This window comes from Burkholderia sp. AU33423 (genome assembly GCF_002223135.1).
Lineage (GTDB): Bacteria > Pseudomonadota > Gammaproteobacteria > Burkholderiales > Burkholderiaceae > Burkholderia > Burkholderia lata_D.
Genome location: NZ_NKFH01000005.1, coordinates 555,231 through 571,844, shown reverse-complemented (window position 1 = coordinate 571,844; position 16,614 = coordinate 555,231). Strand labels below are relative to the sequence as shown.

The 16,614-nt window shown below is 66.6% G+C and carries 15 protein-coding genes; 13 read left to right on the top strand and 2 right to left on the bottom strand.

Annotated features, from left to right (window positions below; genetic code table 11):
• Position 1 precedes the first annotated feature (1 nt).
• The 3 genes from CFB50_RS15175 to CFB50_RS15165 all read left to right on the top strand — a co-directional run bounded on the left by CFB50_RS15175 (position 2) and on the right by CFB50_RS15165 (position 2,540).
• Complete coding sequence (locus CFB50_RS15175; protein WP_089446391.1) at positions 2 to 1,483, top strand: N-acyl-D-amino-acid deacylase family protein; 1,482 nt, start codon at positions 2 to 4, stop codon at positions 1,481 to 1,483.
• A 75-nt stretch (positions 1,484 to 1,558) separates the two neighbouring features.
• Entirely contained in the window at positions 1,559 to 1,945 is a 387-nt protein-coding gene (locus CFB50_RS15170) for a RidA family protein (protein ID WP_011353171.1), read from the top strand.
• Between the two features lie 175 nt (positions 1,946 to 2,120).
• Positions 2,121 to 2,540: a bleomycin resistance protein gene (locus CFB50_RS15165; RefSeq protein ID WP_089446390.1), complete on the top strand. Its 420-nt coding sequence runs from the start codon at positions 2,121 to 2,123 to the stop codon at positions 2,538 to 2,540.
• Between the two features lie 124 nt (positions 2,541 to 2,664).
• Here the strand turns inward: CFB50_RS15165 and queF are convergent, their stop codons facing one another.
• The gene (queF, locus tag CFB50_RS15160; RefSeq protein ID WP_047852210.1) at positions 2,665 to 3,489 is read right to left on the bottom strand and encodes an NADPH-dependent 7-cyano-7-deazaguanine reductase QueF; all 825 of its coding nucleotides are present in this window, start codon (positions 3,487 to 3,489) and stop codon (positions 2,665 to 2,667) included.
• An 11-nt stretch (positions 3,490 to 3,500) separates the two neighbouring features.
• Complete coding sequence (gene ilvA / locus CFB50_RS15155) at positions 3,501 to 5,024, bottom strand: threonine ammonia-lyase, biosynthetic (protein WP_089446389.1); 1,524 nt, start codon at positions 5,022 to 5,024, stop codon at positions 3,501 to 3,503.
• Between the two features lie 574 nt (positions 5,025 to 5,598).
• Here ilvA and CFB50_RS15145 point away from each other — a divergent pair.
• The 10 genes from CFB50_RS15145 to CFB50_RS15100 all read left to right on the top strand — a co-directional run bounded on the left by CFB50_RS15145 (position 5,599) and on the right by CFB50_RS15100 (position 16,604).
• Positions 5,599 to 9,624 carry a DUF3683 domain-containing protein gene (locus CFB50_RS15145; RefSeq protein WP_089446387.1) on the top strand — a complete coding sequence of 1,342 codons (4,026 nt, stop codon included), beginning with the start codon at positions 5,599 to 5,601 and terminating at the stop codon, positions 9,622 to 9,624.
• A gap of 85 nt (positions 9,625 to 9,709) precedes the next feature.
• Entirely contained in the window at positions 9,710 to 10,153 is a 444-nt protein-coding gene (locus CFB50_RS15140; protein WP_089446697.1) for an HIT family protein, read from the top strand.
• Complete coding sequence (locus CFB50_RS15135; protein WP_089446386.1) at positions 10,150 to 10,563, top strand: gamma-butyrobetaine hydroxylase-like domain-containing protein; 414 nt, start codon at positions 10,150 to 10,152, stop codon at positions 10,561 to 10,563. Before CFB50_RS15140 ends, CFB50_RS15135 begins: the two co-directional genes overlap by 4 nt.
• Positions 10,564 to 10,616: 53 nt before the next feature.
• Positions 10,617 to 11,348: a bifunctional demethylmenaquinone methyltransferase/2-methoxy-6-polyprenyl-1,4-benzoquinol methylase UbiE gene (gene ubiE, locus CFB50_RS15130; RefSeq protein WP_039360112.1), complete on the top strand. Its 732-nt coding sequence runs from the start codon at positions 10,617 to 10,619 to the stop codon at positions 11,346 to 11,348.
• 41 nt (positions 11,349 to 11,389) lie between these two features.
• Positions 11,390 to 12,424 (top strand): Tim44 domain-containing protein, encoded by a 1,035-nt coding sequence (locus tag CFB50_RS15125; RefSeq protein ID WP_089446385.1) that lies wholly within the window; start codon positions 11,390 to 11,392, stop codon positions 12,422 to 12,424.
• Positions 12,425 to 12,587: 163 nt separating this feature from the next.
• Positions 12,588 to 13,214 (top strand): ubiquinone biosynthesis accessory factor UbiJ, encoded by a 627-nt coding sequence (locus CFB50_RS15120; protein WP_089446384.1) that lies wholly within the window; start codon positions 12,588 to 12,590, stop codon positions 13,212 to 13,214.
• 13 nt (positions 13,215 to 13,227) lie between these two features.
• Positions 13,228 to 14,805, top strand: coding sequence for a ubiquinone biosynthesis regulatory protein kinase UbiB (gene ubiB, locus CFB50_RS15115; RefSeq protein ID WP_069248830.1), 1,578 nt, complete (start codon positions 13,228 to 13,230; stop codon positions 14,803 to 14,805).
• A 17-nt stretch (positions 14,806 to 14,822) separates the two neighbouring features.
• Positions 14,823 to 15,449: an SAM-dependent methyltransferase gene (locus CFB50_RS15110; RefSeq protein WP_089446383.1), complete on the top strand. Its 627-nt coding sequence runs from the start codon at positions 14,823 to 14,825 to the stop codon at positions 15,447 to 15,449.
• Between the two features lie 95 nt (positions 15,450 to 15,544).
• Complete coding sequence (locus CFB50_RS15105) at positions 15,545 to 15,892, top strand: FmdB family zinc ribbon protein (protein ID WP_011353158.1); 348 nt, start codon at positions 15,545 to 15,547, stop codon at positions 15,890 to 15,892.
• A 61-nt stretch (positions 15,893 to 15,953) separates the two neighbouring features.
• Complete coding sequence (locus CFB50_RS15100) at positions 15,954 to 16,604, top strand: DUF502 domain-containing protein (protein WP_069248829.1); 651 nt, start codon at positions 15,954 to 15,956, stop codon at positions 16,602 to 16,604.
• The last annotated feature ends 10 nt before the right edge of the window (positions 16,605 to 16,614 follow it).

Here is a 16,614-nt window from a genome sequence, read left to right as displayed (position 1 = left end):
CATGCATTCGCACCCCGAAGCCGCCGATACGCTGATCGTCGGCGCGCAGCTTTACGACGGTACCGGCGCGCCGCCCGTCACGCGCGACGTCGCGATCCGCAACGGCCTGATCGCGGCGATCGGCAACCTGTCGAACTGGCTTGCCGAGAACGTCATCGATGCGAACGGCCGCGCGCTCGCGCCGGGCTTCGTCGACGTGCACACGCACGACGACACTCACGTGATCCGCGCACCGGAGATGATCCCGAAGATCTCGCAGGGCGTGACGACCGTGATCGTCGGCAACTGCGGGATCAGCGCGTCGCCGGTGACGCTCGCGGGCGATCCGCCCGATCCGATGAACCTGCTCGGCGAGCGCGGTGCGTTCCAGTACCCGACCTTCGCCGACTACGTCGCGGCCGTGAACGGCGCGCGTCCGGCCGTGAACGTTGCGGCGCTCGTCGGCCACACGGCGCTGCGCAACAACCAGATGGACCGCCTCGACCGCGCGGCGACCGACGGCGAGATCGCCGGCATGCGCGCGCAACTCGAGGAGGCGCTCGCGAACGGCGCGCTCGGCCTGTCGTCGGGCCTCGCGTACGGCTCCGCGTTCGCGGCGCCGACCGAGGAGGTGATGGCGCTCGCCGAACCGCTCGCAAATGCGGGCGCGCTGTACACGACGCACATGCGCACCGAGTTCGACGCGATCCTCGATGCGATGGAAGAGGCGTACCAGGTCGGCCGCCATGCACGCGTGCCGGTCGTGATCTCGCACCTGAAGTGCGCGGGCCCGTCGAACTGGGGGCGCAGCACCGAAGTGCTCGCGTCGCTCGAAGGCGCGCGCCGCTACCAGCCGGTCGGCTGCGACTGCTATCCGTACAGCCGCAGCTCGTCGACTCTTGACCTGAAGCAGGTGACGGGCGACATCGACATCACGATCACATGGTCCGAGCCGCACCCGGAAGTGGCGGGCAAGCTGCTGAAGGCGATCGCGGCCGAGTGGGGCGTGACCGAGCAGGAGGCCGCGCAGCGCATCCGCCCGGCGGGCGCCGTGTACCACAACATGTCCGAGGACGACGTGCGCCGGATCCTGTCGCATCCCGCGACGATGGTCGGCTCCGACGGCCTGCCGAACGATCCGCTGCCGCACCCGCGGCTGTGGGGCGCGTTCCCGCGCGTGCTCGGCCACTACGTGCGCGACACGAACCTGCTGCCGCTCGAAGAGGCGATCCGCAAGATGACGTCGCTGTCCGCGCGCCGCTACGGGATCGCACGGCGCGGCGAGGTGCACGTGGGCTACCACGCGGATCTCGTGTTGTTCGATCCGGCGAGCGTGATCGACGCCGCGACGTTCGAGAAGCCGCAGCAGCCCGCGCACGGGATCGACGCCGTGTGGGTGAACGGCGTGCTCACTTATGAAAACGGCCAGCCGACCGGCGAGCGCGCCGGCGGCTTCGTCGCGCGCGGCGAGCGCGTGCCGGCGAGTGCCGACGCCGCGTTCTGAACGCGGTGGTTGTCCGATCTGCCGCGCGCGCCGTCGTCGGTGCGCGCATTCGTAACCGAAACAAGGAGTGAAACGATGAAGCGATATGGCGTAGGCGAAGCGAAGGGCACGGGCGGCCAGGTGATGCCGTTTGCACGTGCGGTCGAAGCCGACGGCTGGCTGTACGTGTCGGGCCAGACGCCGATGGTGAACGGCGAGGTCGTCGAAGGCGGCATCGTCACGCAGTCGAAGCAGACGATCGAGAACGTGATCGCGATCCTGAAGGAAGCCGGCTACGGCCTCGAGCACGTCGTGCGCTGCGGCGTGTGGCTCGACGACGCGCGCGATTTCGCGTCGTTCAACAAGGTGTTCATCTCGTACTTCGGCGAGCATCCGCCGGCACGCGCGTGCGTGCAGTCGAGCATGGTCATCGACTGCAAGGTCGAGGTCGACTGCATCGCGTACAAGGCGCCGGCGAAGTAACGCCGCCACGGCAAGCCGCTACGCAACGGGCCCGGCGCATTCGCATGCGCCGGGCCCGTTTTTTCATGTGCCGGGCACCGGTCGACCGGCGGGCTGTGTTCCCGAGGCCGCAACCGTCGCAACGCATCCCGTCCGTTCATGTAAGGTGCCGCATGACCATACGGGGAGGATGTGCATGGAATGGGCTGCGCTGGTGCCGGAGCTGATTTGCTCGGACCTTGCCGGAAGCATTCGCTTCTATCGCGACGTGCTCGGATTCCGGATTCGCTTCGAGCGTCCGGAAGACGGGTTCGCCTATCTCGAGATCGGGGGCGCTCAGCTGATGCTCGAGCAGCACAGCCCGGAGGGCTGGTTGACCGGCCCGCTGGAGCCGCCGTTCGGGCGCGGGATCAATTTTCAGATCGAGGTCGATGCGCTCGATCCGATCCTCGACAGGATGCGCGCCGCGGGCGTGACGCTGTTCGTCGAGCCGCGCACGTCCTGGTATCGGGAGGGCGAGATCGAGCATGGCCAGGTCGAGATGCTGGTGCAGGATCCCGACGGCTATTTGTTGCGCCTGGTGGAGCTTCTTCCGGAGCGGCCGGTGAAAGGTTGACCGTGGGCCGGCCGCGTTTCTCCGCGCAATGAAAAACGGCCCGGCCGGTTGAACCCGGTCGGGCCGTTTTATCAGGGGGTACCGCCGCACGTTGCCAACTGCGAACCGCGGCCACCCGCCGCCGTCACTGCCGCGCGTTGCGCGCGTTGTCCGGCATCGGCTGGTTGTAGTTGGTGCGGAACGGGTTGATGTCGAGCCCGCCGCGACGCGTATAGCGTGCGTACACCGCGAGCTTCACCGGTTTGCACGCGTGCAGGATGTCGAGGAAGATCCGCTCGACGCACTGCTCGTGAAAGCCCGTGTGATTGCGGAACGAGATGATGTAGCGCAGCAGGCCCGCGTGATCGATCTGCGGCCCGACGTAGTGGATCTGCACGCTGCCCCAGTCGGGCTGGCCGGTGACCGGGCAGTTCGAGCGCAGCAGGTCGGACACGAGCGTCTCCTCGACCGGCGCTTCGTCTTCAGCGGCCGACAGCAGCGACGGATCGGGTTCGTACACGTCGGTGTCGAGGTCGAGCCGGTCGAGCGACAGCCCGTCGAGCTCGTCCATCTCGAGCTTGCCGAAATCGTGCGGCGACACGAGCTGCACGGACACGGTCGCGCCGCACGCGGCCGACACGTCGCGCTTCAGCGCGTCGCGCACCGCGTCGATCGAATCGAACTTCGTCTGCGCGAACGAGCCGAGATACAGCTTGAACGACTTCGATTCGACGATGTTCGGCGATTCGGCCGGCACGTAGAACGTCGCGACCGCGATCTGCGGCTTGCCGCGCGCGTTGAGCCACGACAGCTCGTAGGCGTTCCAGATGTCGGTGCCGAAGAACGGCAGCGCCGACGTGATGCCGAGCTGCTCGCGCGCGCCGGCGCGCGGGATCGGGAACAGCAGCGACGCGTCGTACTGGGCGGCGTAGACGGTGGCCTTGCCGAGCGGGGAATGTTCGGGATTCATGCGTGACGCCTTTACGACAGGAAGAGGCGGTAAGCCGGGTTGGCGCTCTCCTCGACATACGGATAACCGAGTGCCGCGAGGAAGCGTTCGAATTCGGCGTGATCGGCCTGCGGCACCTGCAGCCCCACGAGGATCGAGCTGTAGTCCGCGCCCTGGTTACGATAGTGGAACAGGCTGATGTTCCAGTCCGGCGCCATCGACGACAGGAACTTCATCAGCGCGCCCGGCCGTTCCGGGAATTCGAAGCGGAACAGGCGCTCGTCGAGCGCGAGCGGCGAGCGGCCGCCCACCATGTAGCGGATGTGTTCCTTCGACAGCTCGTCATGCGTCAGGTCGACGCTCTTGAAGCCGTGCGATTCGAAGTTCGCGGCGATCTCGGCCGATTCGCCGCGGCGCTTGATCTGCACGCCGACGAAGATGTGCGCGGCCTGCGCATCGGCGATCCGGTAGTTGAACTCGGTGACGTTGCGGTCGCCGACGAGCAAGCAGAAGCGCTTGAAGCTGCCGCGCTCCTCGGGGATCGTGACCGCGAACACGGCTTCGCGCGCTTCACCCACTTCCGCGCGCTCGGCGACGAAGCGCATCCGGTCGAAGTTCATGTTCGCGCCGGACGTGACCGCGACGAGCGTCTGGTTCTCGATGCCTTCGCGTTCCGCGTAGAGCTTCGCGCCCGCGACCGCGAGCGCGCCGGACGGTTCGAGCACGCTGCGCGTATCTTGAAAGACGTCCTTGATCGCTGCGCACAGTGCGTCGGTGTTCACCGTCACGACGCCGTCGAGGTATTCGCTGCAGAGCCGGAAGGTTTCCTCGCCGACCAGCTTCACGGCAGTGCCGTCCGCGAACAGGCCGACCTCGCTCAGCTCGACGCGCTTGCCGGCTTCCAGCGACTGCGCCATCGCGCACGAATCCTCGGCCTGCACGCCGATCACCTTGATCTCCGGCCGCACCGCCTTCACGTAGGCCGCGACGCCGGACGCAAGCCCGCCGCCGCCGATCGGCACGAAGATCGCGTGGATCGGGCCCTGGTGCTGGCGCAGGATTTCCATCGCGATCGTGCCCTGGCCGGCGATCACGTACGGATCGTCGAACGGGTGGACGAACGTGAGGCCGCGCTCTTCCTGCACCTTGACCGCGTATGCATACGCGTCGCTGTACGACTCGCCGGCCTGGATCACCTCGACGCTCGGGCCGCCGTGCGCACGCACCGCATCGACCTTCACCTGCGGCGTCGTGACGGGCACGACGATCACGGCCTTGACGCCCATCCGGGCCGCCGAGAACGCGACACCCTGCGCGTGGTTGCCGGCCGACGCCGTAATCACGCCGCGCGCGAGTGCTTCCGACGGAATGTGCGCCATCTTGTTGTACGCGCCGCGCAGCTTGAACGAGAACACCGGCTGGTTGTCCTCGCGCTTCAGGTAGACGGCGTTGCGCAGGCGGGCCGACAGGTTGCGGGCGGATTCGAGTTCCGTCTCGATCGCGACGTCGTAGACGCGCGCGGTGAGGATTTTCTTCAGGTAATCGTGGGATGCCATGGGCGCTCGCGTGCAGTGCGGAAGCAGACGGTAAAGGATCAATGATAGCGCCAAGGGTCTGCCTGCACGCAAGCGGCATGCCGAGCGGGTGCTCGCGGGGCCGTGTGGGCGGGGCGTCGGCGAGCGCGCGCGGCCTTTTTTACCGGCTTAACCGCGTGGTTACCGACCGGACGGACGGCGAATGATCACATGAAATCGCGCCGAGCCAGGCCTGGCGCGGCTCGCGGGGATAGCCCCACGACCTGTCCGACGTGTCACGCATGGCCCGATCATGGGTTAGAATTCCGTTTTGAATCAAGGATCGGAAGATGCAGAGGCACCCTCGGATCGCACCGTTGAAGCCGACGCCGCGCGCAGCCTGCCCCGCGGCCGAACGGCATGCGCGCCGCGCGCGATCGTGCTGATCGTTCCGAGTGCCGCCAGGCCCTGTCGCCGGCCAGGAGGGGCGAGTCGCCCGCTCCGGCCCCATGAAGGACAGCCGCGCGCCTGGTAACAGAACAGATTTCCCCAAGATTGCGCCCACGCGCTTGCCGACGCCCGTGCACGGTGTATCGGCCCTCCGAGTCGTCCGAACATGAACGCACCACAAGTTTTCGATCCGCATGGCGCGGCCGCTGCCGTCGCCTCCGACCCCGCGCCCCGCTTGCGTGAGATTCCCTACAACTACACGTCCTTCTCGGATCGCGAGATCGTGATCCGCCTGCTCGGCGAAGAGGCGTGGTCGGTGCTCGACGAACTGCGTGCCGAGCGCCGTACGGGCCGCTCGGCACGGATGCTGTATGAAGTGCTCGGCGACATCTGGGTCGTGCGCCGCAACCCGTACCTGCAGGACGACCTGCTCGACAACCCGAAGCGCCGCGCGCTGCTGATCGAGGCGCTGAACCACCGCCTCACCGAAATCGGCAAGCGCCGCAGCGCGGACCTCACCGAGCACCGCGACGACGCGGGCCGTGAGCGTGCCTCGCGCGTCGAGATGCTCGAAACCGCCGCGCAGCGCGCGGTCAACGAGTTCGCCGACGAATTCGAGAAGATGGCCGACCTGCGCCGCCGCGCGACCAAGGCGCTCGGCCGCTGCACGCAGAAGGACAACATCCGTTTCGACGGGCTGTCGCGCGTGTCGCACGTGACCGACGCGACCGACTGGCGTGTCGAATACCCGTTCGTCGTGCTGACCCCCGATAGCGAAGCCGAGATCGCCGGCCTCATCAAGGCCTGCTTCGAGCTCGGCCTGACCGTGATCCCGCGCGGCGGCGGCACCGGCTACACGGGCGGCGCGGTGCCGCTCACGCCGTTCTCCGCCGTCATCAACACCGAAAAGCTCGAGCAACTCGGCGCGGTCGAGCTGACCGAGCTGCCGGGCGTCGCGCACAAGGTGCCGACGATCTTCTCCGGCGCGGGCGTCGTCACGCGCCGCGTGACCGAGGCGGCGGAAGCGGCCGGCTACGTGTTCGCGGTCGATCCGACCTCGCTCGACGCATCGTGCATCGGCGGCAACGTCGCGATGAACGCGGGCGGCAAGAAGGCCGTGCTGTGGGGCACCGCGCTCGACAACCTGGCCTGGTGGCGGATGGTCGACCCGGACGGCAACTGGCTCGAAGTCACGCGCCACGAGCACAACCAGGGCAAGATCCACGACATCGCGGTCGCGCGCTTCGAGCTGAAGTGGTTCGACGGCGCCTACGCGCCGGGCGAGAAGCTGCTGAAGAGCGAGATGCTCGAGATCGAAGGCCGCCGGTTCCGCAAGGAAGGGCTCGGCAAGGACGTGACCGACAAGTTCCTCGCCGGCCTGCCGGGCGTGCAGAAGGAAGGCTGCGACGGGCTCATCACGTCCGCGCGCTGGGTGCTGCACAAGATGCCCGCGCACACGCGCACCGTCTGCCTCGAATTCTTCGGCCAGGCGCGCGAGGCGATCCCGAGCATCGTCGAGATCAAGGATTACCTGTTCGAAACGTCGAAGCAGGGCGGCGCGATCCTCGCGGGCCTCGAGCACCTCGACGAGCGCTACCTGCGCGCGGTCGGCTACGCGACCAAAAGCAAGCGCAATTCATTCCCCAAGATGGTGCTGATCGGCGACATCGTCGGCGACGATGCCGATGCGGTCGCGCACGCCACGTCCGAAGTGATCCGGATGGCGAACGGCAAGAGCGGCGAAGGCTTCGTCGCGGTCAGCGCGGAGGCGCGCAAGCGCTTCTGGCTCGACCGCAGCCGCACGGCCGCGATCGCGAAGCACACGAACGCGTTCAAGATCAACGAAGACGTCGTGATCCCGCTGAACCGGATGGGTGAGTACACCGACGGTATCGAGCGGATCAACATCGAGCTGTCGCTGAAGAACAAGCTGCAGCTCGTCGACGCGCTGGAAGCGTTTTTCCGTGCCGGCAACCTGCCCCTTGGCAAGACCGACGACGCGAACGAGATCCCGAGCGCCGAACTGCTCGAAGACCGGGTCCAGCAGGCGCTGGAGCTGCTCAAGCGCGTGCGTGCCCGCTGGGAATTCGTGCGCGACCGGCTCGACCAGCCGCTGCGCGAGGCGCAGCACTACCTCGTGCAGCTCGGCTACGAGGCGCTTGCCGAGAAGTTCGCCGATCGCGCGGACGATCAACCGGGCGCGACCGTGTTCCACGTCACGCAAGACCGCACGGTCCGCATCTCGTGGAAGCAGGAGATCCGTGCAGAGCTGCGCGCGATCTTCAACGGCGGCGCGTTCAAGCAGATCCTCGACGAGGCGCAGGCGATCCACAAGCAGGTGCTGCGCGGCCGCGTGTTCGTCGCGCTGCACATGCACGCGGGCGACGGCAACGTCCACACCAACCTGCCGGTCAACTCCGACAACTACGAGATGCTGCAGGACGCCCACGCGGCGGTCGCACGCATCATGACGCTCGCGCGTTCGCTCGACGGCGTGATTTCCGGCGAGCACGGCATCGGCATCACGAAGCTCGAGTTCCTGACCGACGACGAGATCGCCGAATTCCGCGCGTACAAGCAGCGCGTCGACCCGAACGGCCGCTTCAACAAGGGCAAGCTGCTCGAAGGCGCCGATCTGCGCAACGCCTATACGCCGAGCTTCGGGCTGATGGGGTACGAGTCGCTGATCATGAAGCAGTCCGACATCGGCGCGATTGCCGATTCGGTGAAGGACTGCCTGCGCTGCGGCAAGTGCAAGCCGGTGTGCGCGACCCACGTGCCGCGCGCGAACCTGCTGTACAGCCCGCGCAACAAGATCCTTGCAACCTCGCTGCTGGTCGAGGCGTTCCTGTACGAGGAACAGACGCGCCGCGGCGTGTCGATCAAGCACTGGGACGAGTTCAACGACGTGGCCGACCACTGCACCGTGTGCCACAAGTGCGCGACGCCGTGCCCGGTAAAGATCGACTTCGGCGACGTCACGATGAACATGCGCAACCTGTTGCGCAAGATGGGCAAGAAGAAGTTCAACGCAGGCAATGCGGCGGGCATGTTCTTCCTGAACGCGACCAACCCGCAGACGATCAACGTCGCGCGCAGCGTGATGATGGGCGCCGGCTACAAGGTGCAGCGCTTCGCGAACGACATGCTGAAGAAGGTCGTGACGAAGCAGACGCAGCACCCGCCCGCGACGGTCGGCAAGCCGCCCGTGGTCGAGCAGGTGATCCACTTCGTCAACAAGAAGATGCCGGGCAACCTGCCGAAGAAGACGGCGCGCGCGCTGCTCGACATCGAGGACAACAAGATCGTGCCGATCATCCGCAATCCGAAGTCGACCACCGTCGATTCGGAAGCGGTGTTCTACTTCCCGGGCTGCGGCTCCGAGCGCCTGTTCTCGCAGGTCGGCCTCGCGACGCAGGCGATGCTGTGGGAAGCCGGCGTGCAGACGGTGTTGCCGCCGGGCTACCTGTGCTGCGGCTATCCGCAGCGCGGCTCGGGCCAGTACGACAAGGCGGAGAAGATCGTCACCGACAACCGCGTGCTGTTCCACCGGGTCGCGAACACGCTGAACTACCTCGACATCAAGACGGTGGTCGTGTCGTGCGGCACCTGCTACGACCAGCTCGCCGGCTACGAATTCGACAAGATCTTCCCGGGTTGCCGGATCATCGACATCCACGAGTTCCTGCTCGAGAAGGGGATGAAGCTGGATGGCGTGACGGGCACGCGCTACATGTATCACGACCCGTGCCACACGCCGATCAAGACGATGGACCCGGTGAAGCTCGTCAACGAGCTGATGGGCGCCGAGAAGGACGGCTACAAGATCGAGAAGAACGATCGCTGCTGCGGCGAATCGGGCACGCTCGCGGTCACGCGCCCGGACATTTCGACGCAGGTCCGCTTCCGCAAGGAAGAGGAGATCCGCAAGGGGGCCGAGAAGCTGCGCAGCATCCCGGTCGTGGCCGGCAACGCGCCGGCGCCGGCCGCCGCCGCCGCGAACGGCCCGGACGTGAAGATCCTGACGAGCTGCCCGTCGTGCCTGCAGGGCCTGTCGCGCTACAGCGAGGACGCGAACCTCGAAGCCGACTACATCGTGGTCGAAATCGCGCGCCAGGTGCTCGGCGAGAACTGGATGGCCGATTATGTCGCACGCGCGAACAATGGCGGGATCGAGCGCGTGCTGGTCTAATGCGGGCATGACGACCGCCCGACCGGGCCAGGAATGAGCGGGCGCCGGCGCAGCAATGCCGGCGCCCGTCCACATGGGAGCGACGATGGAATGCGTGTTTTGCCGTGAAGACGGCGGCGAAGTGCTCTGGCAGGACGATGCGGTGCGTGTCGTCCTCGCGACGGGCGAGCACGAGTACCCGGGCTTCTGCCGGGTGATCTGGGGCGCGCACGTGGCCGAATTCTCCGATCTCGGCGAACCCGAGCGGGCACATCTGATGCGCGTGGTCTATGCGGTCGAGCGGGCCGTGCGCCGCGTGATGCAGCCGAACAAGGTGAATCTCGCGAGCCTCGGCAACATGGTGCCGCACGTGCACTGGCACGTGATCCCGCGCTTTTCCAACGACGCACACTTCCCGCAGCCCGTCTGGGCGCCGCGCCAGCGCAGCGTGTCCGAGGCGCTGCTGCGCTCGCGCGCAGCGCAGGCCTCGCTGCTGCACAATGCGGTGCGCGAGGAAATTCAACGCATGACCGATTCGAGGCAAGCATGAGCGGTTTGACTTCCACGACGCCGATTCCGTCCGGCGTCGTCGTGCACGCGGTGTCGCGCGTGCTCGAATTGCAGTACCCGAACGGCGAGAGTTACCGGATTCCGTTCGAGCTGATGCGCGTGTATTCGCCGTCGGCCGAGGTGCGCGGCCACGGGCCCGGCCAGGAGACGTTGCAGACGGGCAAGCGCGAAGTGACGATCACCGCGCTCGAGGGTGTCGGCAACTACGCGCTGCAGCCGACGTTTTCCGACGGCCATTCGACCGGCATCTATTCGTGGGACCTGCTGTACGAGCTGGCCACGCAGCAGGATGCGCTGTGGCGCGATTATTTCGACAAACTGCAGGCGGCGGGCGTCGAGCGCGACGCCCCGATGCCGGCGGCGAACGCGTCGCACGGCCACTGCCACTGAAATTCGACGGCGCCCGCTCGGCGCCGTCTTGCCATTTACTGAGGATCAACGCGATGAGCAAAACCCACTTCGGCTTCGAAAGCGTCGAGGAAAACGAAAAAGCGAAGAAAGTGGCGGGTGTGTTCCATTCGGTCGCGAGCAACTACGATCTGATGAACGACCTGATGTCGGCGGGCATGCACCGCGCGTGGAAGGCGTTCACGATCGCGCAGGCGAACGTGCGCCCCGGCTTCAAGGTGCTCGACCTTGCGGCCGGCACCGGCGACCTGACCCGGTCGTTCGCGAAGGCGGCCGGGCCGACCGGCGAGGTCTGGCATACGGACATCAACGAATCGATGCTGCGCGTCGGCCGCGACCGGCTGCTCGACAAGGGCATCGTGACGCCGTCGCTGCTGTGCGACGCCGAGAAAATTCCCTTTCCGGACAACTACTTCGATGTGGTCACGGTCGCGTTCGGGCTGCGCAACATGACGCACAAGGATGCCGCGCTGGCCGAGATGCGCCGCGTGACGAAGCCCGGCGGCCGCGTGATGGTGCTGGAATTCTCGAAAGTCTGGGATCCGCTGAAAAAAGCGTACGATCTGTATTCTTTCAAAGTATTACCGTGGCTTGGCGACAAGTTCGCGAAAGATGCCGAAAGTTATCGGTATCTTGCCGAATCTATTCGGATGCACCCCGACCAGGACACGCTGAAGACGATGATGGAACAAGCGGGCCTCGATGCCGTCAAATATTACAATTTGTCAGGTGGCGTGGTAGCTTTACACATGGGAGCCAAGTATTAAGGGGCTCTTTCCATACATTTGTCTTACATCCGGAGAAACTGATGTTCGAATCGCGTTCGTTGTTCAACCGTAGCAAGCCGTCGAAGCCGTGGGCTCGACGGGTCGGCACGCTGCTGATGGTCGGCCTGCTCACGGCCGGCACGTTCGCATCGCTCGACGCCGAAGCCAAGCGCATGGGCGGCGGGCGCAGCATCGGCCGCCAGAACTCCTCCGTCACGCAGCGCCAGGCCACGCCGCCCGCGCAGCAGCCGATGCAGCAGGCCGCGCCGTCGCAGGCGCAGCGTGCGAATCCGGCCGCACCCGCGCCGGCCGCACAGCCCAACCGCTCGCGCTGGCTCGGGCCGATCGCCGGCCTCGCGGCCGGTCTCGGTATCGCGGCGCTGCTGTCGCACTTCGGCCTGGGCGGCGCATTCGCGAGCATGATGGCGAACGTCATCGTGATCGCGCTGCTCGCGGCGATCGGCATCTGGCTGATCCGCAAGTTCATGAACCGCCGTCGTCCGCACGAGCCGGCTTACTCGGTCGGCGGCTCGGCGTCGTCGTCGGGCGGCTACTCGCAAAGCCCGTCGTTCCAGCAGGGCGGCACCGGCAGCAACTACTCGGGTAGCGGCAGCAGCTACGCGAACGAAGCGCAAGGCGTGTTCGGCGGCGGTGCCGCGGCCACCGGCGCGGCAGCGGCTGCTGCGGCAGCACCGCTCCAGGTGCCGGCCGGCTTCGACACGGAAGCGTTCCTGCGCAGCTCGAAGGTTTACTTCGTGCGCCTGCAGGCCGCGTGGGACCAGGGCAACCTGGCCGACATCCGCGAGTTCACGACCCCGGAAATGTTCGCCGAGATCAAGATCGACCTCGATTCGCGCGGCAACGAGTCGAACCAGACCGACGTCGTGCAGCTCGACGCGGAACTGGTCGCGATCGAGGATCGCGGCATCGAGCAGTCGGCGAGCGTGCGCTTCCACGGCCTGATCCGCGAATCGGCGAACGCGTCGGCCGCGCCGTTCGACGAGGTGTGGAACCTGTCGAAGTCGGGCAGTCAGGGCTGGCTGCTCGCGGGCATCCAGCAGATCAACACGCACTGAGCGTGACCGGCGGCCGGCGCCGCCGGCACCCGGGCAACGGCCGCCGCACTGCGACCGCTTGCCGCCCGGGTGTGCGGTCAGGCACGGTCTGCCGACGATCCGACGTTACAATAGAAACCCGCGTGGGCGCCCGGCCTGCGCGGGTTTTTTCTTTCCCAGCCCGATGACCTTTGCCGCCAAGCCTTTTGCTGCCGCTGTCAATCACCTGCTCGCCCGCGAATCGTGGGCGCGCGACCGCCTGATTGCCTATTCGGGCAAGACTGCCCGGATCGACGTGCCCCCGGTTACGCTGACGCTGCTGGTGCAGCCCGACGGCTATCTGTCGGCCGCCGACGCGCACGATGCGCAACAGGTCGACGTGTCGATCGCGCTTGCCGGCGACACGGTCGCCGCGTTCCTGCAGGGCGGCCAGGCGGCCGTGATGAAGCACGTGAAGATCGAGGGCGACGCGGAGTTCGCCACGCAGATCGCAAAGCTGGCCGAGCACCTGCGCTGGGAACCTGAAGAAGATCTCGCGAAGCTGGTCGGCGACGCGGCGGCATACCGGATCGCGACGGTCGTGCGCGACGCCGGCGCGCGCGCGCGACGCACCGGCCGCAACGTGCTCGATTCCGTCGCCGAATACTGGCTCGACGAGAACCCGCAAGTCGTCCGGCGCGCGTCGCTCGGCGGCTTCGATGCCGAACTGGCGCGCGCACGCGATGCGCTCGCACGGGTCGAAAAGCGGGTCGAGCGACTCGAACAAAAAATCGGCGCGCGCACGGGTTCCGGCCCGCGCGGCGCGCACTGAGGGGCCGCAGGGCATGCGCATTTTCCGTTTCATCAAGATTGTCTACACCGTCATCCGCTTTGGCCTCGACGAAGTGATGCTGTCCCGGATCGACGACCGGCGCGTGAAGCTGCTGTTGCGGATCACGACGATCGGCCGCCGCTATTCGGATCCGCCTGCCGTGCGGCTGCGTCACGCGCTCGAAAGCCTCGGCCCGATCTTCGTGAAGTTCGGCCAGGTGCTGTCGACGCGCCGCGACCTGCTGTCGGTCGATTTCGCGAACGAACTCGCGAAGCTGCAGGACCAGGTGCCGCCGTTCGATTCGGCGGTCGCGATCGGGATCATCGAGAAGTCGCTCGGTGCGCCGGTCGACGAGCTGTTCGACGAATTCGAGCGCGAGCCGGTCGCGAGCGCGTCGATCGCGCAGGTGCATTTCGCGAAGCTCAAGCAGGGCGTGCACGCGGGCAAGGCCGTCGCCGTCAAGGTGCTGCGCCCGAACATGCTGTCCGTGATCGATTCCGACCTCGCGCTGATGCGCGACATCGCGATCTGGACCGAGCGCATGTGGGCCGACGGCCGGCGCCTGAAGCCGCGCGAGGTCGTCGCCGAATTCGACAAGTACCTGCACGACGAGCTCGACCTGATGCGCGAGGCCGCCAACGGCAGCCAGCTGCGCCGCAACTTCGCGGGCCTCGACCTGCTGCTCGTGCCCGAAATGTTCTGGGATTTCTCGACGTCGCAGGTGCTCGTGATGGAGCGCATGACCGGCGTGCCGATCAGCCAGGTCGAGACGCTGCGTTCGGCCGGCGTCGACATCAAGAAGCTCGCGCGCGAAGGCGTCGAGATCTTCTTCACGCAGGTGTTCCGCGACGGCTTCTTCCACGCGGACATGCACCCGGGCAACATCCAGGTGAGCCTCGATCCGAATACGTTCGGTCGCTACGTCGCGCTCGATTTCGGGATCGTCGGCGCGCTGTCCGATTTCGACAAGAACTACCTCGCGCAGAACTTCCTCGCGTTCTTCAAGCGCGACTACCACCGCGTCGCGACGCTCCACCTCGAATCGGGCTGGGTGCCGCCCGAAACGCGCGTCGAGGAACTCGAAAGCGCGATCCGCGCGGTGTGCGAGCCGTATTTCGACCGCGCGCTGAAGGACATCTCGCTCGGCCAGGTGCTGATGCGCCTGTTCTCGACGTCGCGCCGCTTCAACGTCGAGATCCAGCCGCAGCTCGTGCTGCTGCAGAAGACGATGCTGAACGTCGAGGGCCTCGGCCGCTCGCTCGACCCCGAGCTCGACCTGTGGAAGACCGCGAAGCCGTATCTCGAGCGCTGGATGACCGAGCAGATCGGCCTGCGCGGCTGGTACGAGCGCTTCAAGGTCGAGGCGCCGCAGTGGAGCAAGACGCTGCCGCAACTGCCGCGCCTGATCCATCACGCGATGGCCGCGCGCCATGACGCGCCGCGTGCCGCGAGCGAAGAGCTGATGCGTCAGATCCTCGTCGAGCAGAAGCGGACGAACCGGCTGATGCAGGCGCTGCTGATCTTCGGCCTTGCCGTCGGCGTCGGGGCGCTCGTTGCGCGTGTGCTGCTGGCGCTTGCGTACGGCACATGACCGAAAGGAGCAGGGCGATGTCCGATCCGAAGCAACCCGCTACACCGTCAGCCGCCGATTTCACGACGCGCGATCCCGGCAACGCATCGTTCTGGGACGAGCGTTTCGAGCGTGGCGTGACGCCGTGGGAATTCGGCGGCGTGCCCGAGGGTTTCAGTGTGTTCGCGAATCGGCTCGAGCCGTGCGCGGTGCTGATTCCCGGCTGCGGCAGTGCGCAGGAGGCCGGGTGGCTGGCCGAAGCCGGCTGGCCCGTGCGTGCGATCGATTTCGCCGCGCAGGCGGTGGCTGCCGCGAAGGCGCAGCTCGGTGCGCATGCGGGCGTCGTCGAGCAGGCCGATTTCTTTGCGTACCGGCCGCCGTTCGACGTGCAGTGGGTGTACGAACGCGCGTTCCTGTGCGCGCTGCCGCCGGCCATGCGTGCCGGCTATGCGACGCGCATGGCCGAGTTGCTGCCTGCTGACGGATTGCTGGCCGGCTATTTCTTCCTGATGGCGAAACCGAAGGGGCCGCCGTTCGGAATCGAGCGTGCCGAACTCGATGCGCTGCTCACGCCGCACTTCGAACTGGTCGAGGATTTGCCCGTGACCGATTCGCTCGCGGTGTTCGAAGGACATGAGCGCTGGCTCACGTGGCGTCGCCGCTGATGCGCGGGTGTCGCGGCCATTGCCGGAGCGCGGCGGGGTTTCGGCTATAATTCAAGGTTTTGCAAGCTGTTTCCAGTTTCCGCGGGAAAAATATCATGCCGATCTACGCCTATCGATGCGAAGCGTGTGGTTTCGCGAAGGACGTGCTCCAGAAGATGAGCGACGCGCCGCTGTCGCAGTGCCCGGAATGCGGGAAGGATGCATTTCGCAAGCAGGTCACTGCCGCGGGCTTCCAGCTGAAGGGTTCGGGTTGGTATGTCACCGATTTCCGTGGCGGTTCGGGCGGCACCAGCGCGCCGGCGACGGCGTCGGGCGACGCAGCCCCGGCTGCGGCAACGGAAGCCGCGCCCGCCGCGGCTGCGCCGGCTGCTTCGAGCAGTTCCGAAAGCACGACGACGAGCGCAGCGCCCGCCCCGGCTGCAGCGCCCGCCGCCAGCAGTTGACCGTCGCGGCCCGGCCGGGCTGCGACCAACCCGCGCCGCCGGCGCGGTTCATTGACGGCAGATGATGAAAAAGACGACCCTGAAATCGGTGTTTCTGACCGGCCTGCTGGTTCTCGTCCCGCTCGCGATCACGCTGTGGGTGCTTGGTCTCATCATCGGCACGATGGACCAGACACTGCTCCTGTTGCCCGAATCGTGGCAGCCCGAGCGGATGCTCGGCTTCCATCTGCCGGGGATCGGCGCGGTGCTGACGCTCGCGTTCATCTTCGTCGTCGGGCTGGCCACGCAGAACTTCATCGGCCAGAAGCTCGTCACGTGGTGGAACGCCGTGGTGCGTCACATCCCGGTCGTCGGGCCGATCTACACGAGCGTCAAGCAGGTGTCGGACACGCTGCTGTCGAGCAGCGGCAACGCGTTCCGCAAGGCGCTGCTGATCGAATACCCGCGTCGCGGCTCGTATACGATCGCGTTTCTGACCGGCACGCCGGGCGGCGACGTGCTCAATCATCTGACGGAAGAATACGTGAGCGTCTATATCCCGACGACGCCGAACCCGACGTCGGGCTTCTTCCTGATGCTGCCGAAGAGCGAAGTCATCGAACTCGACATGTCGGTCGATGCCGCGCTCAAGTACATCGTCTCGATGGGCGTGGTGGCGCCCCCGGCGCCGGCTCCGGCGCCTGCACGCCGCCCCGTCGAGCCGCCGCTGTAAGTAAAGAATC